This window comes from Brevibacillus sp. HB2.2, assembly GCF_013284275.1.
In the GTDB taxonomy this organism is placed as follows: Bacteria; Bacillota; Bacilli; order Brevibacillales; family Brevibacillaceae; genus Brevibacillus; species Brevibacillus brevis_D.
On record NZ_JABSUV010000031.1, the window covers coordinates 46,598 to 72,678 of the forward strand.

Annotated in this window: 27 protein-coding genes and 1 pseudogene; 8 read left to right on the forward strand and 20 right to left on the reverse strand. The window is 46.1% G+C overall.

Annotation, left to right across the window (positions count from 1 at the left end; translation table 11 throughout):
* Window positions 1-208: 208 nt before the first annotated feature.
* On the forward strand, window positions 209-295 hold the full coding sequence (locus HP401_RS35635) for a YjcZ family sporulation protein (RefSeq protein ID WP_017246824.1): 87 nt from the start codon (window positions 209-211) through the stop codon (window positions 293-295).
* A gap of 220 nt (window positions 296-515) precedes the next feature.
* Here the strand turns inward: HP401_RS35635 and HP401_RS32000 are convergent, their stop codons facing one another.
* From HP401_RS32000 to HP401_RS32015, 4 genes are all read right to left on the reverse strand, one after another.
* Entirely contained in the window at window positions 516-1,295 is a 780-nt protein-coding gene (locus tag HP401_RS32000; RefSeq protein WP_173606416.1) for an Ig-like domain-containing domain, read from the reverse strand.
* A gap of 114 nt (window positions 1,296-1,409) precedes the next feature.
* Complete coding sequence (locus HP401_RS32005) at window positions 1,410-1,619, reverse strand: DUF951 domain-containing protein (protein WP_007720174.1); 210 nt, start codon at window positions 1,617-1,619, stop codon at window positions 1,410-1,412.
* A 15-nt stretch (window positions 1,620-1,634) separates the two neighbouring features.
* On the reverse strand, window positions 1,635-2,510 hold the full coding sequence (locus HP401_RS32010; RefSeq protein ID WP_015894087.1) for a mechanosensitive ion channel family protein: 876 nt from the start codon (window positions 2,508-2,510) through the stop codon (window positions 1,635-1,637).
* Window positions 2,507-2,788, reverse strand: coding sequence for a putative Se/S carrier protein (locus HP401_RS32015; protein ID WP_173606417.1), 282 nt, complete (start codon window positions 2,786-2,788; stop codon window positions 2,507-2,509). Before HP401_RS32015 ends, HP401_RS32010 begins: the two co-directional genes overlap by 4 nt.
* 214 nt (window positions 2,789-3,002) lie before the next feature.
* Between HP401_RS32015 and yyaC the strand changes: the two genes are divergently transcribed.
* Window positions 3,003-3,608, forward strand: coding sequence for a spore protease YyaC (gene yyaC / locus HP401_RS32020; RefSeq protein ID WP_015894089.1), 606 nt, complete (start codon window positions 3,003-3,005; stop codon window positions 3,606-3,608).
* 214 nt (window positions 3,609-3,822) lie between these two features.
* On the opposite strand, the gene HP401_RS32025 is transcribed toward yyaC, so the two are convergent.
* From HP401_RS32025 to rpmH, 16 genes and pseudogenes are all read right to left on the reverse strand, one after another.
* Window positions 3,823-4,722 (reverse strand): diacylglycerol/lipid kinase family protein, encoded by a 900-nt coding sequence (locus HP401_RS32025; RefSeq protein WP_173606418.1) that lies wholly within the window; start codon window positions 4,720-4,722, stop codon window positions 3,823-3,825.
* A 166-nt stretch (window positions 4,723-4,888) separates the two neighbouring features.
* On the reverse strand, window positions 4,889-5,602 hold the full coding sequence (locus HP401_RS32030) for a DUF554 domain-containing protein (RefSeq protein WP_015894091.1): 714 nt from the start codon (window positions 5,600-5,602) through the stop codon (window positions 4,889-4,891).
* A gap of 30 nt (window positions 5,603-5,632) precedes the next feature.
* Complete coding sequence (locus tag HP401_RS32035; RefSeq protein WP_173606419.1) at window positions 5,633-6,787, reverse strand: aminotransferase class V-fold PLP-dependent enzyme; 1,155 nt, start codon at window positions 6,785-6,787, stop codon at window positions 5,633-5,635.
* Between the two features lie 15 nt (window positions 6,788-6,802).
* On the reverse strand, window positions 6,803-7,648 hold the full coding sequence (locus HP401_RS32040) for a ParB/RepB/Spo0J family partition protein (protein WP_173606420.1): 846 nt from the start codon (window positions 7,646-7,648) through the stop codon (window positions 6,803-6,805).
* On the reverse strand, window positions 7,645-8,403 hold the full coding sequence (locus tag HP401_RS32045; protein WP_015894094.1) for a ParA family protein: 759 nt from the start codon (window positions 8,401-8,403) through the stop codon (window positions 7,645-7,647). Before HP401_RS32045 ends, HP401_RS32040 begins: the two co-directional genes overlap by 4 nt.
* 502 nt (window positions 8,404-8,905) lie before the next feature.
* On the reverse strand, window positions 8,906-9,763 hold the full coding sequence (noc, locus tag HP401_RS32050; RefSeq protein WP_015894095.1) for a nucleoid occlusion protein: 858 nt from the start codon (window positions 9,761-9,763) through the stop codon (window positions 8,906-8,908).
* A 638-nt stretch (window positions 9,764-10,401) separates the two neighbouring features.
* Window positions 10,402-11,007 (reverse strand): annotated as a pseudogene (locus HP401_RS32055) (MgtC/SapB family protein).
* Between the two features lie 210 nt (window positions 11,008-11,217).
* Window positions 11,218-11,934, reverse strand: coding sequence for a 16S rRNA (guanine(527)-N(7))-methyltransferase RsmG (rsmG, locus tag HP401_RS32060; protein ID WP_173606422.1), 717 nt, complete (start codon window positions 11,932-11,934; stop codon window positions 11,218-11,220).
* A gap of 11 nt (window positions 11,935-11,945) precedes the next feature.
* Entirely contained in the window at window positions 11,946-13,844 is a 1,899-nt protein-coding gene (gene mnmG / locus HP401_RS32065; protein ID WP_015894098.1) for a tRNA uridine-5-carboxymethylaminomethyl(34) synthesis enzyme MnmG, read from the reverse strand.
* Window positions 13,845-13,859: 15 nt separating this feature from the next.
* A complete protein-coding gene (gene mnmE / locus HP401_RS32070; protein WP_173606423.1) occupies window positions 13,860-15,236 on the reverse strand; it encodes a tRNA uridine-5-carboxymethylaminomethyl(34) synthesis GTPase MnmE in 1,377 nt (458 codons plus the stop codon).
* 288 nt (window positions 15,237-15,524) lie between these two features.
* Window positions 15,525-16,154: an RNA-binding cell elongation regulator Jag/EloR gene (jag, locus tag HP401_RS32075; RefSeq protein WP_173606424.1), complete on the reverse strand. Its 630-nt coding sequence runs from the start codon at window positions 16,152-16,154 to the stop codon at window positions 15,525-15,527.
* Window positions 16,151-16,909 carry a membrane protein insertase YidC gene (yidC, locus tag HP401_RS32080; protein WP_016739366.1) on the reverse strand — a complete coding sequence of 253 codons (759 nt, stop codon included), beginning with the start codon at window positions 16,907-16,909 and terminating at the stop codon, window positions 16,151-16,153. The genes jag and yidC overlap by 4 nt, the downstream gene beginning before the upstream one ends.
* 39 nt (window positions 16,910-16,948) lie before the next feature.
* Window positions 16,949-17,173: a membrane protein insertion efficiency factor YidD gene (yidD, locus tag HP401_RS32085; RefSeq protein WP_205669431.1), complete on the reverse strand. Its 225-nt coding sequence runs from the start codon at window positions 17,171-17,173 to the stop codon at window positions 16,949-16,951.
* Window positions 17,174-17,177: 4 nt separating this feature from the next.
* Window positions 17,178-17,558, reverse strand: coding sequence for a ribonuclease P protein component (gene rnpA / locus HP401_RS32090; RefSeq protein ID WP_015894104.1), 381 nt, complete (start codon window positions 17,556-17,558; stop codon window positions 17,178-17,180).
* 140 nt (window positions 17,559-17,698) lie between these two features.
* Complete coding sequence (locus tag HP401_RS32095) at window positions 17,699-18,667, reverse strand: nucleotidyltransferase domain-containing protein (protein WP_173606425.1); 969 nt, start codon at window positions 18,665-18,667, stop codon at window positions 17,699-17,701.
* Between the two features lie 161 nt (window positions 18,668-18,828).
* Entirely contained in the window at window positions 18,829-18,963 is a 135-nt protein-coding gene (gene rpmH, locus HP401_RS32100; protein ID WP_007720125.1) for a 50S ribosomal protein L34, read from the reverse strand.
* 559 nt (window positions 18,964-19,522) lie between these two features.
* Between rpmH and dnaA the strand changes: the two genes are divergently transcribed.
* From dnaA to gyrB, 6 genes are all read left to right on the forward strand, one after another.
* Window positions 19,523-20,908 carry a chromosomal replication initiator protein DnaA gene (dnaA, locus tag HP401_RS32105; protein ID WP_106784234.1) on the forward strand — a complete coding sequence of 462 codons (1,386 nt, stop codon included), beginning with the start codon at window positions 19,523-19,525 and terminating at the stop codon, window positions 20,906-20,908.
* 207 nt (window positions 20,909-21,115) lie between these two features.
* Window positions 21,116-22,255, forward strand: coding sequence for a DNA polymerase III subunit beta (gene dnaN, locus HP401_RS32110; protein ID WP_173606426.1), 1,140 nt, complete (start codon window positions 21,116-21,118; stop codon window positions 22,253-22,255).
* Window positions 22,256-22,287: 32 nt separating this feature from the next.
* Window positions 22,288-22,503, forward strand: coding sequence for a S4 domain-containing protein YaaA (gene yaaA, locus HP401_RS32115; protein WP_012683786.1), 216 nt, complete (start codon window positions 22,288-22,290; stop codon window positions 22,501-22,503).
* Window positions 22,504-22,519: 16 nt separating this feature from the next.
* On the forward strand, window positions 22,520-23,638 hold the full coding sequence (recF, locus tag HP401_RS32120) for a DNA replication/repair protein RecF (RefSeq protein WP_012683787.1): 1,119 nt from the start codon (window positions 22,520-22,522) through the stop codon (window positions 23,636-23,638).
* Window positions 23,639-23,649: 11 nt separating this feature from the next.
* Window positions 23,650-23,937, forward strand: coding sequence for an extracellular matrix regulator RemB (gene remB / locus HP401_RS32125; protein ID WP_173606427.1), 288 nt, complete (start codon window positions 23,650-23,652; stop codon window positions 23,935-23,937).
* Window positions 23,937-25,862: a DNA topoisomerase (ATP-hydrolyzing) subunit B gene (gyrB, locus tag HP401_RS32130; RefSeq protein ID WP_172139852.1), complete on the forward strand. Its 1,926-nt coding sequence runs from the start codon at window positions 23,937-23,939 to the stop codon at window positions 25,860-25,862. Before remB ends, gyrB begins: the two co-directional genes overlap by 1 nt.
* Window positions 25,863-26,081 lie beyond the last annotated feature (219 nt).

The window sequence follows — 26,081 nt, forward strand, 5'->3', positions numbered from 1 at the left end:
TGGATAAGTCTGTGGATAAGTATTTACTAACAACTTTTTGTCTCCCACATCGTTTGCAGACACTCCTTTTCTTAGTAAAAAGTTGTCCACATTTTCTGTGGATATGCTGTGCATAACTTATTTTTTTGGAACCAGGGCATCCGCCTATACCCCGTTGTGGGTTTCTACATAGCATGAGTATTGAAACTACGGTAGGAGGTGTTAGCAAGTGGGTATCTTTAACGGTTTCGACGATTTCGCGCTGATCTTGGTTCTGTTCATCCTTCTCGTTATCGTAGGTTGTGACTGCGACTAACCTACTCCGCTGCCATCCAGCCTATCTGAAGGTAAGCTTGCATCCTCAGCAGCCTTACCTTCTCTAACTCCACATAGATCATAGCCAAGGCAATGCAGCCTAGGGATAATGATCAGTCATAACCTAAGTACCATCACCGGGAGATACATTTGATCGTACAAAAGGAAAAAGGATGCGCCTCTAAATTGGCTGCATCCTTTTTTTTACCCACATGCTTGAATTACTTCGATCCGGTCTGAAAAGTTATCCACTGCGCTTGATTTAAATTACCTGCTGTATCCTTAACCAAGCCCGCAATGAGACTTACCTGATATCTCGTATGTGGCTGCCATTTTCCTTTTGGCTTCACAGACAACATCCGCTTGCTTTTGTTCCATGTAATTGTGTGCGGAACGACAGTCCCTTTTTCATCTGTTACACGAACTAATGGCCCGGCTGTTTTGCTGGATAGGGCTCCACCATCAACCAAAGTAATCTCTTCTGCAAACTGGAGTGTCACTTTATCCTGGAGCTTTACATTCTTAGCTCCGTGACCGGGCAATATGACTGCTTGTGGAGCGATATTATCCACAGGTTTTTTCGTTTGAAACGTGCTAGCCAGCTCTGGATTCAAATTGCCTCGCTGATCCTTCACTTTTTTGGCCAGCAAGCTAACTCGATAGGACGCCCCTGCTTCCAGATTTCCTTCCGGATCAATTGTCATGCTTCGATCTGTTTTGTTCCATTTCGCCGTAAAACGAACCTTCTTTTTTTTCGCGTCCGTGAGTGAAATAATCGAGAGACCAGACTTGTCGGACAGCTCTTGCCCATTTTTTAACGAAACCGGCCCCGAAAACGTCAGTGTAATGATTTGATTCGGGTCTATTTCCGCCGATTTGTCAGCAGGGGATATTCTCACTCCCCATTCGTTTGCCGACTTTGCCCACACTCCCTGTGATGGAAGTAGGAAAAGCGCAAACACTACTACCCATTGCAACCACCGAACACTCATCTTTTTCATTGAACCCCTCCCGTCTAAAACGACAAAGCCGCTCCGTGAAGCATATAAGTGCGTCGCTTCATCGTTTACAGGCATTGTAGAAAAAGACAGAGGGGTTGATCAAAGAAATATGGTTTATGCTTGCGGTTCTTCCTCCGCACGAATCAGTATCTTTTTCAGCTTGCGTTCAAATTCTAGTCGTCCAATCATCACACTATGATCGCAACCCGTACATTTGATTCGCACATCCATGCCCATGCGTATGACCTTCCACGCATTCGTGCCACATGGATGCGGCTTTTTCATCTGTACGACATCCCCCAGTCCAAATTGCTTGCGTTCCATATCTCTTTCTCCTCTCTACACTGTTCCCTTTCCAGACACCGCGACGATTTTTGGATACGGAATTTGAATGCCTCGGTTGGTTAATTCCGTTCTGATCTTCGCACGCAAATTTCGATTGACTCCGTGATGTGTGTTCGGCTTACACTCAGCCGTAACCCGGATGATGACTTCAGAAGGCCCCAGTGCATGTACTCCCAAAATCTGTGGCTCAGCTACGATATCCGTCAATTCTGTCTGAGCCGATGCCAATACTTCTTTGAGCACAGACTCAACTTGATTCAGATCTTCTTCATATGCTACAGATACGTCGACAACCGCTAACGTATTTTGCAGTGAAAAGTTGGTCACTTGATTAATCGTGCCGTTTGGAAAGATGTGTACCTCCCCCGTCCAGCTTCGCACCTTTGTAATGCGCAGACCAATCTCCTGCACCGTGCCTGTCAAGTTGTTGATCGTTACAACGTCTCCAACAGCAAATTGATCCTCAAAAATAATGAAAAATCCCGTAATAATATCACGCACGAGACTTTGCGCCCCGAAACCAACTGCCAGTCCCAGTACCCCTGCGCTTACTAAAACGGGGCGCAAATCAATGCCCAACAGCTGCAAAATCATGAGAATCGCCAAAAAGTAAATGCCGTACTGAACGATATGGTTGACGAGCACCCGCATTGTGTCCACTCGGCGTTGATCCATTTGAATCTTGCTTCCGTGGCGGTGCTGGAACACTTTATTTACGCCTGATTGCACAACAGAAACGACGATTCGCGATAACAGGATGATCGCGACTATTTTCAGTACAGCCATCCCTATATTTACCCACATATCTGCATCTGTCATATACGCATGTACCTGGGCATAAATCCTTTCAAAGAAACCAGCTTGCTTCATTCCTCCCGCTCCTTCTGCTCCCCGCTTTCGTCCACCTCGCTATACTGGCCGAAAAACTGACGGAAGTATCCTCGTATTACCACTTGCTGTTCCATCATGATCGCTTTCGCTCGTAAGTAATCCGACAGTGAGAACTCAATGGAAAGGGCACAGCCTGCCGTTATTTCTTTTGGCGTTGGTCTTGTATCGATCTCAATATCTTCGTACTCCAGCAGCATTTCTGCCCGCAAGGCTTGCTGCGTGGAATCAAACGCGATCAGCACTGTCTCTCCTCCCATTTCACTCCCCCTCATCTCTTTCACACAAACTACCATAGGCTCCTCTTATTTTACCTGTTCGTTTTGATGCATGCCAGCCTCGCTGAGTTTTCAAAACCTACGTAACTTTCCCATTAGCAGGTATAAAAATGTCATATCGGTACGATACTGTGAATACTTTTATATAACCTTTTACAGGTTGGTTTAAGCCAAGTCGGCAAGAGTGGGGGTTTCCATGAGTACATCTGATAATCGCAAGGATTATTCTTTGCCACCTTTTAAAGTGGAATACCGCAGTGAAAACGCAGACGAGCATCTCGCCGGTCACCTTGCCCAGCGCTTTCGCTTAAATCGGTTCGATGACGACCTTGTCATTGTATGTATTGGGACAGACCGTTCTACTGGTGATGCTCTAGGCCCATTAGTAGGAACCAAGCTCATCGCGCAGTCACCTCGTTTTTTGCAAGTGTACGGAACGCTTGAGGATCCTGTACACGCCATGAATCTTAAGGAAAAGTTAGAGCTCATCCAGGCGAATCATCCGACAGCTACACTTATTGCGGTCGATGCCTGTTTAGGTCAATTTAGCCACGTCGGAAACATCAATGTGATGAATGGTCCACTAAAACCAGGGGCTGGTGTAAAAAAAGAGCTGCCTCCTGTTGGTTCCTTCCACATTACCGGGATTGTCAACGTAGGAGGATTCATGGAGTATTTTGTCCTTCAAAATACCCGCCTCTCCATCGTCATGAACATGGCAGATACCATAGCTTCCGGACTGGCAAAAGCCGTAACACTGGCTTCTACGCCTAGTCGATTCGATAGTGTCTTATATGATTGACCGTTTCTTTCTGCAAAAGGTTCCATCCCTCTTTAGAAAACTTGCTTTTTGATCTGTTCTCTCCCTCAACGGATGACAGGTCTATTTTTTTTTACGTGTAGGAAAATTTAAGTACTTCACCTTGTAAAGGCGACCATGAATTTTCTGGAACGCATAATAACCTTCTACTAAAACGCGGTCGCTCCTCAATGAGATGACCTCGATACAGGTTATTTTACACATAAATGGTCAGGCACTTTTCGATCACTTGGGCACTGATCGGTGTTGGCGCTACGCTTTCCCCATCTGCATGGACTGGTAGCTGTCCCGCTGCATGTATCGTTACATGCTTTCCCCTATAAAAGCGGACACCCGGATGATGACGGTGAGCTCCTGTGAATATTTTCGGAAAAGCAGCTAACAATCCGAGCCGACTCACACCACTAACTACGCAAATATCCGCAATGCCATCGTCCGGTATAGCATCTGGACAAATCAGCATTCCGCCTCCGTAATTCGGAATATTGGCAGCGACGACTAGCCAGGCAGCCTCTAAACGAGCCTCAATACCATCAACGTTCAGTACGATGTCACGTGGCTGATACGTACATACGACGCGAATCACCGATATAATGTAGGCGAGTGCTCCTAACTTGTACCGATTCAGCCAAGCTTTGTACACAGCTTGATCCGTTACCTTTGCTACCTGTGCATCGAATCCGGCCCCGATTGAATTCGCAGCTACTTCCCCATTCAATAAAATCAGATCGATTCGCTTTTCCCCTTTTTCCGACAGAATTCGCTCTAATGCCTGTAACGGTTTCATCGGAATTCCATGTCCGCGAGCGAAATCATTCCCGGAACCAGCCGGCACCAATCCAAATCGGCAATCTTGTTTCGAATCGTATATCCCATTTATCACGCCTCGGACAGTTCCATCCCCTCCGACAGCAATGATTGTTTTTACTCCCTCTTTTTGAATCAGCTCTTTTGATAATTTTTTGTCGTCCCCCTCTCCTGATGTCAACCTGACATGAAAAGGCGCTCCCAGACGTCGTAGCGTCGGCTCAATTTGCCTCCATACTTTCACCCCTGTGCCATTACCCGATACAGGATTGACGATAACACCCAACATAATCATTCTCTCCCCAACATGCTGTCGTACTCTACTGTCACGTCCCAATTATCCATCCTTGCTCGCAATCAAGTTTTTGTATCATATTATCGCATGCTATTTTTATCGATGATAGTTGATTTTTCATAAAAAAAGACTCCTCCCGAAGGAAGAGCCTCTGTACCAACTATGAAAACAGCTTTGAAACCCAATCGATAAAGGGAACACCGACTGCTGCAATCACTAATGCTGGCATCATGTTGGCTACCCTGATCTGTTTGATCTCCAAAACGTTTAACCCAATGGCAATAATCATCAAGCCACCTACCGCCGTTACTTCTACCAGGATCGCATTCAGCATCGTTTCGCTCACCACACTGTAAATGCTTGTAGATAATAACGCAATCATGCCTTGATATAAAAACACGGGCACTGCCGAAAAGATGACACCGATTCCTAGTGTTGATGCGAAAATGATCGCAGAGAATCCGTCTAGCATTGCTTTCATAAACAGTACTTCGTGGTTGTTACGCAAACCACTGTCCAATGAACCGAGTACAGCCATGGCTCCAATACAGTACACCAGCGTCCCCGTGATAAAACCAGTGGCGATACTGCCTTGACTCCCCCCAACTTTCCTCTCCAGCCAGTGCCCCAGATTGTTTAAGCCTTTTTCAATCCCAATCCATTCACCTATTACTGTTCCTAGCACAATACTGATAATCACGAGTAAAAAATTATCCGAACCGAGGCACATTTTAATACCCAATATGAATACGGCCAGAGCAATTCCTTGCATGACGGTTTGTCGCATCGACTCCGGAATTCGCTTCAACATTCTGCCTAACAATGCTCCTAAGATGATTGCTCCGGCGTTGACCAATGTTCCCAGCAAGATCACTTGCGCTGTCCCCCTACAGATGCCTTACCCTTACACAAACGCTGCTGCTATTTCCCGAACAGCGTTATGAAGCGCTTCTACATCTTTCTCTGAGTTAAAAATTCCAAAGCTGGCTCGAACGGCTCCACGTTGTTCGGTACCGGCAGTCTGGTGACCCAATGGCGTGCAATGAAAACCCGATCTGGTCGCAATCCCGTATTGTTGATCCAGGATAAACGATACCTCGGCTGCATCCACCTCTCCGATATTAAAAGCAACCACGCCCACACGTTCGATCTCAATCCCCGGTCCGTAGACATGTACACCCTCGATTTGCTGCAATCCAAGGATCGTTTGTTTCACCAATTCCCATTCGTGCTGACGAATGTTGTCCACACCTTTTTCCATGACAAAATCAACGCCTGCTTGCAGCCCTGCCAAACCAACCGTATTGAGTGTCCCGCTTTCGTATCGGTCTGGACGAGTTGTCGGTTGATCAATGGCTTCAGACTGACTGCCTGTCCCCCCATGAATCAAGGGCTCGAGATCAATATCACTACTTACGTACAAACCACCTGTACCTTGTGGACCATACAGCCCTTTGTGCCCAGGAAAAGCAAGCATATGAATATTCATTGCCTCTACATCGATAGGTAAAACACCAGCAGACTGAGAAGCATCCACCAAAAACGTAATTCCGTGCTCTTTTGCCAGTTTCCCCAGTTCGGCAACAGGCAGGATGACACCTGTCAAATTGGAAGCATGGCTCACAACGATTAAACGCGTTGAGGGCGTAATTGCCTTGGCAAAATCCTCTACATAGAATTGATGGTCTTCTCTTGGCTCTACAAAAGTAGCTTCTACTTGGTTGTTTTTGCGCATGAACTCGATGGGACGTCTTACCGAATTATGCTCAACAGATGAAGAAATAACATGATCGCCTGCTTGTAAGAACCCTTTTATCGCCTGATTAAGCGCTTGAGTGGCATTGAGATAAAAAAAGAGGTTATTCGGGTTTTGAATCCCAAACAACCGCGACACTTGCACCCGTGTCCGAAACACAGCTTTACTCGCTTTCATCGCCAGTGCATGTCCACCTCGGCCAGGATTTGCAGCAAAATCCTCGATGACCTCCGCCATCATTTCTTTAACTGCTGGTGGCTTCGGCCATGTAGAAGCTGCGTTATCCAAATAGATGATCGCCATGACTACCTCCTGGACTTACTTCTCTATATTCAGCATTTCGATGATTCGCTCCAAGTCTTCCTGTGAATAGAAGTCAATTTCGATCTTGCCGCGCTTTGACCCTTTTTTAATCTTGACCGATGTCCCAAAACGGCTGCGTAGCCGTTCCTCCATCTCGATCAAAACTGGCTCGTTTTTCGCTGACTTTTTCTTTTTTGTTTCACGTGAAACATTGAGCTGCTTCACGAGCTCTTCCAGCTGACGAACACTCAATCCTTTTTCCACCACGTCATTTGCAAGCTGTTGTTGTATTTTCTTATCCGTTACCCCAAGCAAAGCACGTGAATGCCCCATGGATAGTTCGGCTGCCGATACCATTTTTCGGATCTTCTCTGGCAGTTGCAGCAAACGCAGCATGTTGGCTACATGCGGTCGACTCTTCCCTATCTTTTGTGCAAGCTGTTCTTGCGTATAATCATGGTGGGAAATCAGCTTGTCATACGCCTCTGCCTCTTCGAGTGGATTCAGATTTTCACGTTGTAAGTTCTCAATCAGGGCAATCTCCATTAATTGCTGATCTGTATACGCCTTTACTACTACTGGAACCTCTTTTAACCCTGCTAGCTTTGCAGCGCGCAATCTTCTTTCACCAGCCACCAGCTCGTAACCTTTGATGCTTTTCCGAACAATTAGTGGTTGGATGATCCCATGCTCTTTGATCGACTGTGCCAGTTCCTCAATAGCTGATTGCTCGAATTCTTTCCGGGGCTGATAAGGGTTAGGACGAATCTCATTGATGGAAACCTCTTTTACCTGTTCCCCTTCTTCGATGAGATTGGAAGTAATAAGCGCATTCAGCCCTTTTCCCAATCCTCTACTCATACCCCTACCACTTCCTTCGCCAAATCAGTATAGACTTCCGCTCCTCGTGAGCGTGGATCGTACGTAATGATGGCTTGTCCGTGTGATGGTGCTTCACTCAAGCGTACATTTCGAGGAATAATTGTCTTGTATACTTTGTCCTGAAAATACTTTTTCACTTCTTCAATCACTTGCAGACCGAGATTCGTACGTGCATCGAGCATCGTCAGCACGACGCCTTCGATGGCAAGTTGCGAATTCAAGTGTTTTTGGACCAAACGAATGGTGTTCAATAGTTGGCTTAATCCTTCTAGCGCATAGTATTCACACTGGATTGGAATCAAGACCGAATCAGATGCTGTCAAAGAATTTACGGTCAAAATCCCTAAGGATGGCGGGCAATCGATGATGACGTAATCGTACTTGTCCTTGACAACTTCCAGCGCCTTTTTCAGACGAACCTCACGAGAAATCGTAGGGACCAGCTCGATTTCCGCACCTGCCAGTTGAATGGTGGCAGGAATGATCATTAATCCTTCAATTTCAGTTGGCAAAGTCGCATCGACAGGGTTGATATCATTGATCAGGACATCATAAATGCAGTACTTAACATCTGCCTTATTTACCCCGATCCCACTGGTTGCATTTCCTTGGGGATCAATATCAACCAGCAGCACCTTTTTCCCCAATGCGGCCAAACAAGCGCTTAGATTGACGGACGTAGTCGTTTTCCCGACGCCGCCTTTCTGGTTCGCAACCGCAATGATTTTTCCCAACTTCTCCACCTCTTTTTTGTCGTGTAGGAAAGTTTGTGGCTCGACCAGTACACTCTCCAGTACGTCTTTCAAAGTCATCTTCTGTATCCTCATCTAGTTAGTCATTCGAGTCTATTTACGATTTGCTCGTATTCTTGTAAAACGATGATCTTTTATACAAATTCCTTCGTCCGTTGCCATTCAGTAACCTTTACATCGCCTGTACATGATAAGACGAAAAAAGCCCCTGCAAAGTCATCCTCATTGATTATCGAGTAAACCTGCAAGTATGCACAGGTTGGTACTCTCCATGTTATCAGATTTGCTGCTTGGTCGTACGCTGTTTTTTTTAGATAGTGAGACAAAAAAGCCTGATTTTTGCCCCGAAAATGTAGATTTACCTAGCCTTTTTACAGGAAATGCATATTTCTGGAAATCAAATAGTACTAAAAGCCTCATTTTCCTATAAATAATCAGCATTTGCCCAAAAAGAAAGGCGACCTTGTCGCCATGTTTGTTACGATCATTTATTTCCTGTTTCCTTGTTTTTTGGAATGCGGATCGTGAATTGATAGAATTCATCATGATCTTCTTCTGCTGTTTCTACAGGTAGGCCTGTCTGGATCACCATATCGATCGATTGACGAACAGTATTAATCGCAATCCGCGTATCTCTTGAGAATGCTTTCCAGCGTGGCTTCGCATCTTTTTCCGATTTAGGATTCTCGGCCAGTTCTAGAAGCTGCTTCACGCGCACTTCTGTCTGTTTCACATTCCATTCCCGCTCCAAAATCTCCAACAGGACTTTATTTTGTAATTCTGGATCTTTTAACGGAATCAGAGCCCTTGCATGACGCTCTGTTACTTGTCTGGACAACAAGGCATCTTGAATTCCTTGTGGTAAATGGAGCAAGCGCAGTTTGTTTGCGATTGTCGATTGTCCTTTACCCAAACGTTGAGCAAGACTCTCTTGCGTCAAATTGTGCAAATCAATCAGCTTTTGATATGCGACTGCCTCTTCAATAGCTGTCAAACCTTCTCGTTGCAAATTCTCAATCAATGCGATAGAGGCTGTTTGCGAGTCATTAAACTCTTTGACAATCGCAGGAATCCTCTCCATGCCCAATTTTCTAGTTGCGCGCAAACGTCGTTCCCCAGCAATCAATTCATAACGACCGTCGCGAACTCGCACGACAATCGGTTGAATGAGCCCATGAGTTCGTATCGTTTGACACAACTCATCAATTTTCTCGTCATCAAATACAGTACGAGGTTGATATGGATTCGGTACAATCTCCTCGACTGGTATTTGTTTGATTTCTTCGTTATCTGTCTTGTCCGTCAAGCCAAAAATCCGAGAAAATGAATCTTTAACTGCCATAGAAAAATCCCCCACTTCTACCCGTTCCATCCGTGCTATTTTAAAGTCTTTGAAGAGGTGTTCAAAAAGTCATTTTTGATCACGAAGTAATCCTGAAAGATTGCGCAAAAATGATACAAGCGTTCACTCTCGAAAGTCAGGTGCTCATGTAGCTCCCCTACATCCCGCTCCTCCTTCTTCAGCTTCTCGCCGCTTTCTTCGTGCTGAAAAGACAACTTTTTGAATACGTCCTAGAAACTGAAAAAGGTCCTGTCCAATCAACGACAGAATCTTCCTAGAAACATTTTGTTATCCCCCGCCAATCCATTGTCCGGATATGACAGATTGAATATGTTCTTTGATTGTTGCTGCTAAGGAAAAATGGCATATTGGCGTCGTAAGTGAGTTCAGTCCTACTCTTTTAACATAGGTCCTCCTCTTACATCGTTAAGGACAGCATGCATCTTCTTTTAAAAAAGCTTCACAAGCCCTATAGTACATACTGCTTAACAGACTCTTCTTGCCCATCCGATCGGTTTGTAAAATTGCCTTTGACCTAATCTTCTTTCCCTATACGCTTTCTTCAGGTTCATTTATATATATGTAATTCTGCAAGATTCGCCCAATTCCTGCTAACGAAAAACGTTTCACGTGAAACATCAATCGTGATCTTCCACATAAAAATCGTGATCGTCACGGTGCTTTGGCCTCTCATCACTTCCAATGCTCTCATCAGTAGGATGTGAAATCTTGGTGACAGAAAACAATCGAGGAAAAAGACTATGAAAGTCTAACTTCAGGTGCGAAAAAATCGCAGCAACGATCACAGCGACAGACATCCTGCACTGAACCAAACCAATGATTGAAACAACCCACATCCCAGCTGCCGTCGTAAGGCCTTTTACCGTACCATTGAATTTAATAATAACTTCGGTCCCCAAAAATCCCGTTCCCGTCACGACTTGTACAGCTACTCTCCCAGGGTCATGATTTACGCCACTCGAAGAAAAACCGTAAAAAAACTTCTATCGAAGCCTATTCATAGAGGAGCGACCGCGTTTTTGCGGAATGTTTTTATGCGCTCCAGAAAGTTTAAACTTTCTTTCACGTTAAATAGAGGTTAGTCCAAAAAGAAACGAACCAAAACAAACGAGACTATACGCTCGAAAACCAGCACATCTTTGCCTACTCACATCCTTTATAAATCTCTCTCGCTCCCACCCCATGATGGCACCTGCTAGAAAAGCAAGAAAGAGCCGAAGCAATATGGTCGGGAGTTTCTTGCATAGTCAAATCCCCCTCTATCACGATGTCATTCTTTCGGAGGGGCTAGACGAGTTGTAGATACCATCATCCAAGAAACCTGAGCGACTACATACCTTCCATTTCATCAAAAACGAGCATTTTGATTTAAACAACTTTCCATACGAAAAAAGGCCGCAGCACGTGGCTACGACCTCTCCTATGATTGACTCCTACACTAACGGCTTTTTCGCAGGAACTCCTGCTTTACGCGGATAGCTTTTCGGCGTCGCTTCTATTTTTTCCATGATGACGATATTGCGTTCTCCCGCTTCCTCTAGAAGCTGGAATGTCTCGACCTTTCTCGTCTTTCCACCAAGCGTCTTGATTGCCTTTTTCGCTTCAGCAAGCTCTGGAGTAATCTCTGCTCCCTTGAGAGCCACGAAATGTCCTCCGACTTTGGCAAAAGGAAGGCAGAACTCCGATAACAGATTGAGTCTCGCAACAGCACGTGCCACTACGAGATCAAATTTCTCCCGATACATCGCTTCTTGCCCACGATCCTCGGCACGTCCATGTACGGGATTTACGTTCTCCAAGCCCAGTTCCTTTGCTACATGCTGCAAAAAGCTCATTCGCTTGTTCAAGGAATCAATGATCGTCATTTTCATATGTGGGAAGCAAATTTTCAAAGGAATGCTTGGAAAGCCTGCGCCCCCACCGATATCTACAATTGATTGCACCTGGTCAAATGGAAAGTAAAAAGCCGGGGTAATCGAATCATAAAAATGCTTGTTGTACACTTGCCCCTCTTCGGTAATCCCGGTCAGGTTCATCTTCCCATTCCATTCCACCAGCAGGCGGAAAAAATGATCAAACTGCTCCTTCTGACGATCCGTCAAAGAAATCCCCTGGGCTGCAAGTACCTCGGCAAACTGTTCTTTCGTCATAGCTTTTCTCCTTACTCGGCTACTCCCACGCGTTTGTACTCCAAATATACCATCAACACGGAAATGTCTGCTGGAGTAACCCCTGCGATACGAGCCGCCTGCCCGATGTTCAACGGACGGATTTTGGTCATATTGTCGCGGGATTCCTTGGACAAACCGGAGATTTGGTGGTAATCAATATCCGTTGGGATGCGGCGCTCCTCCATTTTTTTCATCCGTTCAACCTGTTGCAATGACTTTTTGATGTAGCCATCGTATTTAATCTGGATTTCAACTTGTTCGGTCACATCCTCTGGCAGTGCTTCCGGTGCCGGGACCATTTGAGCAATGTGGCTGTAGTTGATTTCCGGACGACGTAGCAATTGAGCCAGCTCGATGACATCTGTCAGCTCAGGAGAGCCTGCGTTGCGCAAAACCTCTTGAACATGTGCCATTTCAGGACGTACGCGCGTGTTGGCCACACGTTCTTTTTCTTGCTCGATCAGCTCGCGTTTTTGGTTAAATCGATGGTAGCGCTCCTCGCTAATCAGACCAATTTCATGGCCGATATCGGTTAGGCGCAAGTCCGCATTGTCATGACGCAGCAGCAAGCGATATTCTGCGCGAGAAGTAAGCAAACGATAAGGCTCATGCGTTCCCTTCGTAACCAGATCGTCAATCAAGACACCGATGTACGCCTCATCCCGTCCCAAAATAACTGGCGGTTTCCCTTGAACGCGGCGTGCTGCGTTAATCCCTGCCATGAGACCTTGACCCGCTGCTTCTTCATAGCCAGAGGTACCATTGATTTGTCCTGCTGTGAACAAGCCAGGCAAGGTTTTGGTTTCCAAAGAAGGCCAGAGCTGCGTCGGCACGATCGAATCATACTCAATCGCATAGCCAGGGCGCATCATTTTGACTTCTTCCATTCCAGCCATGGAACGCAGCATGGAAAGCTGAACATCTTCCGGCAAGCTGGTCGACAAGCCTTGTACATACATTTCTTCGGTATTGCGCCCTTCTGGCTCCAAGAAAATTTGGTGACGCGGCTTATCGTTAAAACGGACTACTTTATCTTCAATCGAAGGGCAATAACGCGGGCCTGTTCCTTCGATCATTCCCGAATACATAGGGGCACGGTGCAGATTACTATTGATGAGTCCATGCGTTTCTTCATTTGTATAGGTCAGCCAGCAAGGAAGCTGATCCATGATAAATTCCGTTGTTTCATAAGAAAAAGCACGTGGAACCGGATCACCAGGCTGAATCTCCATTTTGGAGAAATCCACACTGCTGCTATGAACACGCGGTGGCGTTCCCGTCTTGAAACGAGTCATTTCAAAACCGAGTTCCTTCAAATGATGTGCCAGACGAATAGACGGACGCATGTTGTTCGGTCCACTTTCGTATTGAAGATCCCCGAGGATGATCTTTCCGCGCAAATAGGTTCCGGTCGTCAATACAACGGATTTGGCCATGTATCGCGCCCCAGTTTGCGTGATAACCCCTTCACAAACTCCATCGTTCACGATCAGCTCTTCCACCATCGCTTGACGCAGGATCAGATTCGGAGTATTTTCAATCGTTTTCTTCATTTCATGCTGATACGCAAATTTGTCTGCTTGCGCCCGCAAGGCATGCACAGCAGGTCCTTTCCCTGTATTCAGCATACGCATTTGGATATGCGTTTTGTCGGTATTGCGTCCCATCTCTCCACCAAGCGCGTCCAATTCGCGTACAACGTGGCCTTTTGCAGGACCACCTACGGAAGGATTACATGGCATGTACGCCACAGCATCCAGGTTGATCGTCAACAGCAATGTACTACAGCCCATACGTGCAGCCGCCAATGCCGCTTCCGCACCGGCATGACCCGCACCAATGACAATGACGTCAAAAGAGCCCGCTTCATATGCAGGTACAACGTTCATTTTTTGCCCTCCTAATCACTTACCCAGACAGAACTGGGAGAAAATCTGGTCAATCAAATCTTCGCCGACGCTTTCACCGATGACTTCACCAAGTAGCTCCCACGACTTTTTAATGTCGATCTGAATCATGTCTACTGGCATCAACTCATCGATTCCACCCAGCGCTTCATCCATGGCTCGTTCTGCCTGACGAAGCAATTGAATATGTCTGGCGTTACTCACGTAGGTCAAGTCATCCTGCTGCACACGACCACTGAAGAAAATCTCCCCAATAGCCTGCTCAAGAAGATCGATCCCCGTCTCCTCACGCGCGGACGTCATAATCAACGGCTGCTGAGGGAAATGACGCTTGATCTCTTCCAAATCGACTTTTTGCGGCAGGTCGAATTTATTGACAATCACAATCACATGGAACCCTTTTGCTGCTTCAAAAATCGCGTAATCATCAGCGGAGAGAGGCTCGTTGTAGTTGATCACGAGCAACACGAGGTCAGCCTTTTGCAGCAGCTGTCTGGACTTCTCTACCCCGATTTTCTCCACGATGTCCTCTGTATCGCGAATTCCTGCGGTATCGATAAGTCGCAAAGGAACCCCGCGCACATTGACATACTCTTCGATGACATCGCGTGTCGTTCCCGCAACGTCAGTTACAATCGCCTTTTCCTCTTGAACCAGACTATTTAATAGAGAAGATTTCCCTACATTGGGACGGCCAATAATCGCGGTCGACAGTCCTTCACGCAAAATTTTTCCTTGCTGTGCGGTCTGCAACAATCGCTGGATCTCATCTTTAACCTCCAGGCACTTTCCTCGCAAGAAATTTTGTGTAAACTCCTCAACGTCATGCTCTGGATAGTCCAGTGTTACTTCTATATGGGCCATCGCTTCAATCAAGTTTTGGCGCAGCTGCCGAATGAGCCTGGACAGCTTCCCTTCTACTTGATTCAATGCGACCTTCATCGCTCTGTCTGTTTTGGCCCGAATCAAATCAATGACGGCCTCAGCCTGAGACAAATCGACACGTCCGTTTAGGAACGCACGCTTCGTGAACTCCCCCGGTTCCGCCAATCTTGCTCCATTATCCAAGATTAACTCCAGAACCTTTTCAACGGAAACAATTCCTCCGTGACAGTTGACCTCCACTACATCCTCCCTCGTAAATGTACGGGGAGCCTTCATTACGGAAACCAGTACCTCTTCCACTCGTTCACCTGTGTTTGGCTCATACAAGTGCCCATAATGGATCGTATGGCTGTCCACAGTGGACAACCGCTGCTTTCCTTTATATATCTTATCCACAACTTCGATCGCTTCCGTACCGCTTACCCGGATCACGGCAATACCGCCTTCACCCATCGGTGTTGCGACCGCCGCTATTGTATCGAATTTCATGCTGTTCACCTCAAGCTTTCCACTCTTACAAGTCAGCCACTAACTTACTAGCATAACAGATCGTCTAGAAAAATTCCAAAAGAAAGTGCAGCCAATCCATCTGGCTAAACACGCAATAGGAAAAAGCAACCCTAGCTCCAAGGTTGCTGTCCATTTTGGTTATCCACAGTATAATCATTTTCGCAAATCCTCAACCATTTGGTCAATTATCCACAGTGGACAACTTTTTGACGAGATTGTTCAAAATGTCGTCGCTTGCTCATTTTAATTAGGCAAAAAAAAAGAAGCCTAGCGAGAGGCTTCTTTCGGTGCAATCACGATATAACGATTTGGCTCGTCTCCTTCACTGAAGGTAACCACATCCGCTCTCTTTTGCAAGAAGGCGTGGATTACTTTCCGTTCAGCAGCAGACATTGGTTCCAGACGTACATCCCGTTTGGTCGATAACGCTTTTTTCGACACACGATCTGCGAGCTGCTCCAATGTTTCCTTGCGACGAAGCCTGTAATTTTCGGCATCCAGAGTGATACGTACATGTTTGTCCGCATGACGGTTCGCTACGACGTTTACGAGATACTGTAATGAATCAAGAGTTTGTCCCCTGCGGCCAATAATGATTCCCAGATTGGTTCCCTGGATGTCAAACAGCATGCCCTCTTCATTTGTACGCGTCTCCACTTTGGCATTCACCTTCATGTTCGACAAAACGTCTTGAAGAAAGTCACGTCCCTGTGCAACCGGATCAAAGTGAAATTCTACTTGCACTTTAGCGTCCTTTGCCCCAATCAGTCCAAACAATCCTCTGCTTGGTTCCTCTAGAATTTGGATCGTTGCCCGCTCACGCGGCACTCCCAATTCCAGTAAAGCTTTTTGCACAGCATCGTCGATCGTTTTTGCCGTAGCTACCACCTTTTTCACTTGGAGGCTCCCCCTTTAGGAGTAGGCATTTTCCCTTTATCACGATACAGGAAGTAGGTTTGTACAATGGTAAACAGGTTACCGTATACCCAGTACAGAGACAGCGCTGATGGCAATGTGACAGCAATCGCCAAAATCATCAGCGGCATCATGATGATCATCATTTGCATTTGTGGATTTCCTTGATTTGCTTGACCCATCATCTTGGACTGCAAGTAGGTCGTAATCGCAGCAATGATTGGCAAGATGTAGTACGGGTCCTTTTGTCCCAGCGTCAGCCACATGAACGTTTGCGAGTTAATCTCGGAGGTACGAATGATCGCATGGTAGAACGCGATCAAAATCGGCATTTGTACCAACATTGGCAAGCATCCAGCCAACGGATTGACACCGCTCTTCTGGAACATAGCCATTGTTTCCGCTTGCGCTTTTTGTGGATCATTTTTGTACTTTTCACGGATCTTTTGCATCTCCGGTTGAATCTCTTGCATTTTCTTAGAGCTCTTGATTTGTTTGACCATCAATGGAAGCACAATGATTCGAATGATGATCGTTGCAACTAGGATACCCAGACCGTAGTTGTTTCCGAGTATCAATGCGCTCTCTTTAATTAGCCAGGACAGTGGATAGACAAAATACTTGTCCCAAATGCCGGTTGCGTCAGGGCCAATTGGTGCTGCTGCTTGGGGGTTACAGCCCGACAAAACTAGAACCAGCATAGTCAGCATAAGAATGCTGAGTGTACGTCTACTCAAGGGTGATCCTCCTTTTCCCCGCTTCAATATGAGGTAATCTTATTTGTGCTGATCCGGGACTGGATCATACCCGCCCGGGTGGAACGGATGGCATTTCAAGATGCGACGAAGGGCCAACCAGCCTCCCCTCCACGCTCCAAATCGACGAATCGACTCGATTGCGTAATGGGAACAGGTGGGCGCGAATCTGCATGAAGGTGGTTTATACGGAGAAATCATCAGTTGGTATCCCCGAATCAACCAAACCATGATCTTCACCATCATCGTTTCACCCTCTTTTTCCATCTCTTTTTCCATTATGTACGGGTGCCTGTTTGATCACTTTGGCTCGCTTCATCACATGTAACAGAGATTGCTCAATGGCTTCAAGCGTCATCGCTTCCACACCCGGACGGGCGATGATGACGAGATCGAGACCGACTGGGATATCAGACTCCATTCGAGCTACTGCTTCGCGTATAAGCCGCTTGACTCTATTGCGGACAACAGCATTGCCAATTTTTTTACTGACGGAAATCCCAGCGCGAAAAGCCGCTTGTCCCTCTTGCTTTGCTGAATACAAGACAAACTGCTTATTAGCCGCAGAACTTCCTCGTTGAAACACAGCTTGGAATTGCTCATTTTTTTTGAGCCGGTGTGAACGATGCAAGGTAAACAACCCCTAACATCACAATTATAGTAGAAAACGTAAACAGCATCTACCAGTATATCCTTGTTTCGTTCACTTTTTTCCCTAAGTATACTCGGTTTAGAACAAAATCTAAAATTCAGTGGAAAAAATATAGACGATCAGCCAATTTCCGCGATGATTTCTGCACTGGCATGGCGCAAGTGAGCGAGCAATTGTCCATCTGCTTGGAAAAATCCCAATTTTTGAAGGGGCAAGGAAAGCTTGGCAGGCAGATCCGCCCAATGATTCTCCAGCCATTCATCAAGACCCACACTATGATATAACCAGATCGCTTCTGAAAATATTAAAAACCCGGCCATATCAAGCTGATTTCTCTCCTGCAATCTTTGTACCTTCCTCTTTACTAACCAATCATTTTCAGCCGCCAGCGCAAACTCGATCCCCTTATTTATTGACCGTAGATGAGTTCGATAGTCGGCCAATAGCATAAGTGCATCCTGTACATCCTGGTTACTCCGGTATGCCTCCAGAAAAAAGCCTTCCATTCCGTCCGAACGTCCTTCTTTCTGTAACAGCTGATACAACTGAGCATCACTCAATGAATGCCCCTGGAAAAAGGCACTCATTTGTAGCGCACCGATCCATCCTGCCCATGAAGCCAAATAAGCGGAGTAAGGAAAGCCTTCCATTAAGGCAGCCTGCGCCTCTTCATGGAACGATTCTACCTCTGCTTTTGCCTGTGCGAACATTTTCGCTTTCCCAGCCGGGGAATCCATATACGCGCATATGTCATTCATCCAGGAAATGAAACGATCCTCTGGGTCCAGAATAATCTTTGCTTCCTTTAGGTAACGCCATGCCCACAGATTCTCATATACTTCTTCATCCGTAGGAGCAGATTGAACCTGCAGCTGTATCATATGCCCTTTAAACAGACGATTTTCACAGGAAGGATCATCTTCTCCCTCCACAAAGATGTGTAAATCGAGGTCGCTGTAGGTATCCGCTTCTCCCCTCCCGACAGATCCACCAGCATAGGCACATACCATGTTGGCTACAGGCCATTCATCAAGAAACTCGCGCGCCAACGATACAAAAAAGTCGGTTACGTCCTTCCTCTCCTCCATCGGCCCCCTCCTATCTCTTCAATAAATAGTAGGATTTTCGGTAGCTAGGTAATGATTATCCCCCAAAAGGTTTCCACATCGGAGAAAGCCTTCGTCTTTTTATGACAACAAAGAATTTTCAGACATATATAAGCAAACAAAAAGGCCACTAAAAGTGTGGCCTAAGCGGAAAGAACTTTTCTACCTCTTTGACGACGAGCAGCCAAAATTTTACGGCCATTTTTTGTGCTCATGCGCTTACGGAATCCATGATCCTTTTTGCGCTTGCGGTTGTTAGGATTGAAAGATGGTTTCATTACGTATACACCTCCGTCTTGCAAAGACATTCCTTTGCATTATAAGAACATATGCCTAAAAAGTCAAGCAACAGTGGAATTTCATTACCAAGGCAAATATCCCCATAAAACTATTTCCCGGGTCTGTGGATATCATTTTATCCACAAAAACAGATTTCGACAAGTTTATCTACAGCTTGTACACAAAATATAGGGATGTGAATATGTGGCAAGCACCAGAAGTTGTGTTTGTGGATAAGTATGAAAAAACCATTGATACCACGCTTTATATCTGTTATCATGTTTTTGTTTTGAAGCGTGAATAACTCCGATACGTGAATCGGTTTTTCCACAGGGTGTGGATAAGTTTGTGGACAGATTCTTTCCTATGTGTATGTCGTTACTCACAGGATTGAGGATAACCGTCTGCTTTTTTTCACTTCTACGAGCGGAATCCCTATATTTCGACTTTTTTTATCCACAGTCGCTCTAAACGGCTGTGTTGACAATTAGGTCACAACAACGTAGGTTTTTGCACTTTTTCTCGATCATGATGGATCGATCTTCATCAATTTTTCGGATGGCCCAGAGGGAGGGATTCTGGTTGGATGCAGCGATTAGCGAACTATGGCGCAAAGTACTCGCCAAGATAGAAAAATCGCTAAGCAAACCCAGTTTTGATACCTGGCTGAAGGCGACAAAGGCAACTACATTAGAAGAGGATGCACTGATCGTCGTCGCACCAAACGACTTTGCTCGTGATTGGCTAGAAACCAGGTACGCACAACTGATTACAGATACACTATATGAAGTGACGGGTATCAATATGAAAGTTAAGTTCGTCGCGATGCAAAATCCTGATGCGGCTTTTGCTGACGAACAACCTGCCCCACGGGTGAAAATGAGTGAACCGCCAACAGTAGCGGATGACCAGCCACCCAGCATCTTAAATCCCAAATACACCTTTGACACGTTCGTCATCGGCTCAGGGAATCGATTCGCTCACGCCGCATCGCTTGCGGTTGCGGAAGCTCCTGCAAAAGCTTACAATCCCCTCTTCATTTACGGAGGAGTCGGACTTGGCAAAACCCACTTAATGCATGCAATTGGCCATTATGTCATTCAGCACAACCCATCGGCGAAAGTGGTCTATTTGTCGTCTGAGAAATTCACCAATGAATTCATCAACTCTATTCGTGACAACAAAGCCGTCGAATTCCGCAATAAATACCGGAGTGTTGACGTTCTTTTAATTGATGACATTCAGTTTTTGGCAGGCAAAGAATCGACACAAGAAGAGTTTTTCCATACGTTCAATGCCTTGCATGAAGAAAGCAAACAAATCATCATCTCCTCCGATCGGCCTCCTAAGGAGATCCCGACACTGGAGGATCGCCTCCGCTCACGCTTCGAATGGGGACTGATTACTGATATTCAGCCGCCAGACCTCGAAACGCGGATTGCGATTTTGCGCAAAAAGGCGAAAGCAGAAAATCTTGATATTCCTAATGAGGTAATGGCGTACATCGCCAACCAGATCGACAGCAACATCCGCGAGTTGGAAGGCGCATTGATTCGTGTTGTTGCCTACTCCTCCTTGATTAATCGCGATATCGACACGCAGCTGGCAGCGGAAGCACTGAAAGACATTATCCCTTCCTCCCGCCCACGCGTGATTACCATTATGGACATCCAGCGAACGGTCGGAGAAGCGTTCAGCCTGAAACTTGAAGATTTCAAGGCGAAAAAACGGACAAAAACCGTCGCTTTCCCCCGTCAGATTGCAATGTATCTTTCCCGAGAGCTGACGGATGCCTCTTTGCCGAAAATCGGTGATGAATTTGGTGGTCGTGACCATACGACAGTCATTCATGCCCATGAGAAAATCTCTCGTGCGCTGGCAAATGACCCTCATATGCAAACAACCATTCAGTCGCTCATTGAAAAGTTAAAAGCAAACCATTGAACCTGTGCATAACGCAAAAAGCCTATACACAACTTACCCACATGTGTATAGGCTCTCTTTTACGTAATGAACCCACATATCCACAAATCCACAGGCCCTATTACTACTTCTGTTAAAAAGATCTATCCTAATAAGTTATGATAAAGGCGCAGCTATTATGCAGATTCCAACCAAAAATAATGGCGCCGGAGAGGGAGGCTCACGTCGATGCATATTACCGTTCAGCGTGAAAAGCTATCGAACGCCGTATCGCATGTTAGCAAAGCAGTTTCTAGCAGAACTACGATTCCAATTTTGACCGGGATTAAAATCAAAACGGATGACGAAGGTTTGACACTAACAGCAAGCGATTCTGATGTGTCTATTGAAGTTCAGATCCCGATGGAAGAAGCCGGAGAATGGGGAGTAACCGTACATCAACCTGGTAGCATTGTGTTGACTGCACGTATTTTCAGCGAAATCGTGCGCAAGCTGCCAAGCAATGAAATCGATATTCAAGTGGATGATCGTCTCGCAACCAAAATTCGTTCCGGACAAGCTGAGTTCACCATTAACGGAATGAATGCCAACGAATATCCACAATTGCCGCATCTGGAAGAAGATAAAGTCTTCAGTGTTCCCTGTGATTTACTGAAGGCAATGATTCGCCAGACGGTTTTTGGTGTTTCCACTTCCGAAATGCGCCCGATCTTGACCGGTTTAATGTGGTCGCTTGATCAAGGCAAATTGCGTTTTGTGGCAACCGACAGCCATCGCTTAGCTAGCCGTACCGCAATGGTTGAATGCCCAGAAGATCTTTCTTTCCACAACGTGGTAGTTCCGGGTAAAAGCTGCAATGAATTGGTAAAAATATTAGATGACGACCAAAATCTCGCGGATATCGTTGTTGCGGACAACCAAATTCTTGTGAAGTCCAAGCATATCCTGTTCTATTCCCGTCTCTTGGAAGGAACCTATCCGGACACGACCAGAATTATTCCACAAGGCAGCAAAACGGAGATCACTGTGAGCACCAAGGAGTTTTTGCAATCTATCGAGCGCGCTTCCTTACTGAGCCGCGAAGGCAAATCGAACGTAGTCAAGCTCGTTACGATGCCTGATGGAACCGTCGAAATTACGTCCAATGCACCTGAAATCGGGAAAGTAACCGACATTTTGATGCCAAAAGCAATGAATGGCGAAGAATTGAAAATTTCCTTCAACGCCAAATACATGATCGATGCGCTGCGTGCAATTGATAGCGCAGAAATCAAAGCGAGCTTCAGCGGCCCGATGAGTCCGTTTGTGATTCGTCCGACCGATCATGACTGGATGCTCCATCTGATTTTGCCGGTTCGTACGTACTAAAATGTTTTTACGTAAAAGAAAGGAGCCAAGCCATGCGTGAGGTTTCCATTAGCACAGACTATATTGCTCTCGGCCAATTTTTGAAGCTGGCTGAAATCATTGACACGGGGGGAATGGCCAAAGCTTTTTTGGCTGAGGTTCCGATCCAAATTAATGGAGAGCTGGACAACAGACGTGGACGCAAGCTATATCCTGGCGATGAAGTGGCGATTGAAGGCTATGGTCGCTATCAAGTGGTACGCCCCTGAGAGGAGAGCGTGATTCTTGTTTCTCAAGAACCTGTCGCTAACCAACTATCGCAACTACGAAACGATGTCCCTGTCGTTTGACGGTCCTATTCAGTTATTTATTGGCAACAACGCTCAAGGGAAAACGAATGCTCTCGAATCGATCTATGTTTTGGCACTCGCCAAATCCCACCGAACGCCCCGTGACAAGGAGCTCATTTCCTGGGATGCCGATTATGCCACGATCCGTAGCGATGTTCTTCGTCGCTACGGTTCTGTTCGTTTAGAGCTGCAGTTGACAACCAAGGGAAAGCGGGCCAAAATCAACGGAATGGAACAGCAGAAGCTGAGCGCCTATGTGGGGGCATTGAATGTCGTCATGTTTGCACCCGAGGATCTTTCCATTGTCAAAGGCGCACCTGCCCAGCGCAGACGCTTCATCGATATGGAAATCGGTCAGGTTTCACCTACGTATCTTTATTATTTGAGCAATTACAACAAAGTGCTGGCCCAGCGAAATCAGCTTTTAAAGGATTTGGCCATGAAAAAAAGTAACTCGCTGGAAATGCTGGCAATTTGGAATACCCAATTAGCCGATTTAGCGGTAAAATTGTTACGAAAGCGTTTTGAGTTCATTCGAAAGCTGGAGACGTGGGCACAGGAAATCCACACTGGCATCACCGATGGCAGGGAAAGACTTTCTTTGCATTACGTTAACTCATCGCCCGTTACAGAAGAGATGACGATAGATCAGGCTGTAGATAAAATGCTTGCTGCCTACGAAGAGGTTCGCGACCGGGAAATCATGCGGGGGAGCACCCTTATTGGGCCACACCGTGATGATTTTTCACTTAAAGTGAACAACATGGATGTGCAAACGTATGGTTCCCAGGGACAGCAACGCACCAGTGCGCTGTCCATTAAATTGGCCGAAATTGAGCTGATTAAAGAAGAAGTGGGAGAATACCCGGTTCTGTTGTTGGATGATGTCTTGTCAGAGTTGGATGAACATCGGCAAACATTGCTGCTCGAAACCATTCAGGATCGAGTACAGACGTTTGTAAGTACCACAGGTGTGGAAGGCTTAAAGCATCAGGTTCTCCAGCAAGCCTCTCGTTTTTACGTGAGGGAAGGGAAAATCTCCGGAGAAAGGTAGGGGGTACAGGGATGTTTATTCACATTGGTGGAGATACTGTGGTGAGCACGAAGGAAGTTATTTCCATCATCGATCATCAGACTGTGAAATCCTCAAAAATCAATAAAGCGTTCTTACTCGAAAAAAGTAAGACAGTTGTTGACCATAGCGAGGAAGAAACGAAGTCTTATGTAATCACCCAGAATGCCATTTACTGTTCACCTATTTCTTCTCTGACGCTGAAGCGACGCGCTCAGTTCGTGGACAGCTTGGATCAGTTTCCCTTTGTACAAGCTGAAGTGGAGGAGTTGACAGAGTAGTGGATCAAGTGACGACGAAAGATACAAACTACGATGCGAGTCAGATTCAGGTACTGGAAGGGTTAGAGGCAGTTCGGAAACGTCCCGGCATGTACATCGGGTCGACCAGCAGCCGAGGTTTGCATCACCTGGTATGGGAGATTGTCGACAATGCCATTGACGAGGCGCTAGCCGGTTATTGCGACGAGATCTTGGTGGTCATTCATCCAGACAACTCCGTATCTGTAACCGATAACGGTCGAGGAATCCCGACTGGCATTCATGAAAAGACCGGGAAGTCCACTGTTGAAACCGTTTTGACTGTATTGCACGCCGGTGGTAAATTCGGCGGTGGCGGATACAAAGTGTCCGGCGGTCTTCACGGGGTAGGTAGCTCGGTAGTGAACGCACTATCCGAATGGATGGAAGTCGAGGTTAAACAAAATAACCAGGTATACTACATGCGCTTTAAAGTAGGCGCCCCGGATGCCGATCTTGCTGTTGTGGGCGAGACCGAAGAGACGGGAACAAAAGTTACCTTCAAGCCCGACCCGACTATTTTTACCGAAACAACGGTATTTGAATACGAGATTTTGCAAAAACGTATTCGCGAGCTGGCGTTCCTTAACAAAGGATTGCGCATCACACTGAAGGATACGCGTCCAGATCATGAGAAGGAAGAGTCCTTCCACTACGAGGGCGGTATCATCCAGTTCGTAGAATACTTGAATAAAAACCGGGAAGCCCTGCATGATGATGTGATTTATTGCGAAGGGGAAAAAGAAGGTCTTGTCGTGGAGGTTGCCCTTCAGTACAACGACAGCTATGTGAGCAACATCTACTCTTTTGCCAATAACATCAACACCCATGAGGGTGGTACTCACGAGACCGGATTTAAAACGGCTCTTACGCGTGTTATCAACGACTACAGCCGCAAGTTTAACTTCCTGAAGGAAAAGGATCCGAATCTTTCCGGAGACGATGTGCGTGAAGGCATTACCGCGATTATCTCCGTAAAAATTCAAGAGCCTCAGTTCGAAGGACAAACAAAAACGAAGCTGGGCAACTCGGAAGCGCGTAGCATTACCGAGTCTGTCTTCGGTGACCGTTTTAACACCTTCATGGAAGAAAATCCGGGTGTAGCCAAAAAAGTTGTGGAAAAAGCGCTCATGGCATCTCGCGCCCGTGAGGCAGCTCGTAAAGCACGTGAAATGACTCGTCGCAAGAGTGCGCTGGAAGTAAGTGCTTTGCCGGGTAAACTGGCGGACTGCTCTTCCAAGGACGCATCCGAATCTGAACTGTTCATTGTAGAGGGTGACTCTGCGGGCGGTTCTGCGAAGATGGGACGCGATCGTCATTTCCAAGCTATTCTTCCTCTTCGCGGGAAGGTATTGAACGTAGAAAAAGCGCGTTTGGACAAAATTCTCGGCAACAACGAGATCCGTGCCATTATTACGGCTTTGGGAACGGGTGTTGGCGAAGATTTTGATATTACAAAGGCACGCTACCACAAAGTCGTCATTATGACGGACGCCGACGTCGACGGATCGCATATTCGTACGCTTCTGCTGACGTTCTTCTTCCGTTACATGAAACAGTTGATTGAAGCGGGGTATATTTATATTGCGCAGCCGCCTCTCTACAGCATCAAGCAAGGGAAGACGCTGCATTATGCTTATACTGACAGGCAGCGTGATGAGGTTCTCGCTACCTTGAAGGCTCAACCGAAGCCGAACGTCCAACGCTATAAAGGACTAGGTGAGATGAATGCCGATCAATTGTGGGAGACTACAATGGACCCAGAAGTCCGTACGTTGCTTCAGGTAGATCTTGAGGATGCTATGGATGCCGATATGGTGTTTGAGACGCTGATGGGTGACGAAGTAGAGCCTCGCAGGGAGTTTATTGAGCAATACGCGGCAAATGTACGCGATCTAGATATTTAAATTGGGAACGAAGAAAAGCTTGTCCTTTACCGGGCAAGCTTTTTCTTAATGAAAATAGAAAAATACATTTGAAATATACGATGAACATGCCTTATAATAGATTTTGCTTTTGTTAACCTCGTCTTTCACAAAAAAGTTCACCCACACAATAAAAAAAATCGAATTTTCTATTGCAATGAACTTAAAAGTGTGATAGATTAAAGTTCCGGAAGTAATTAC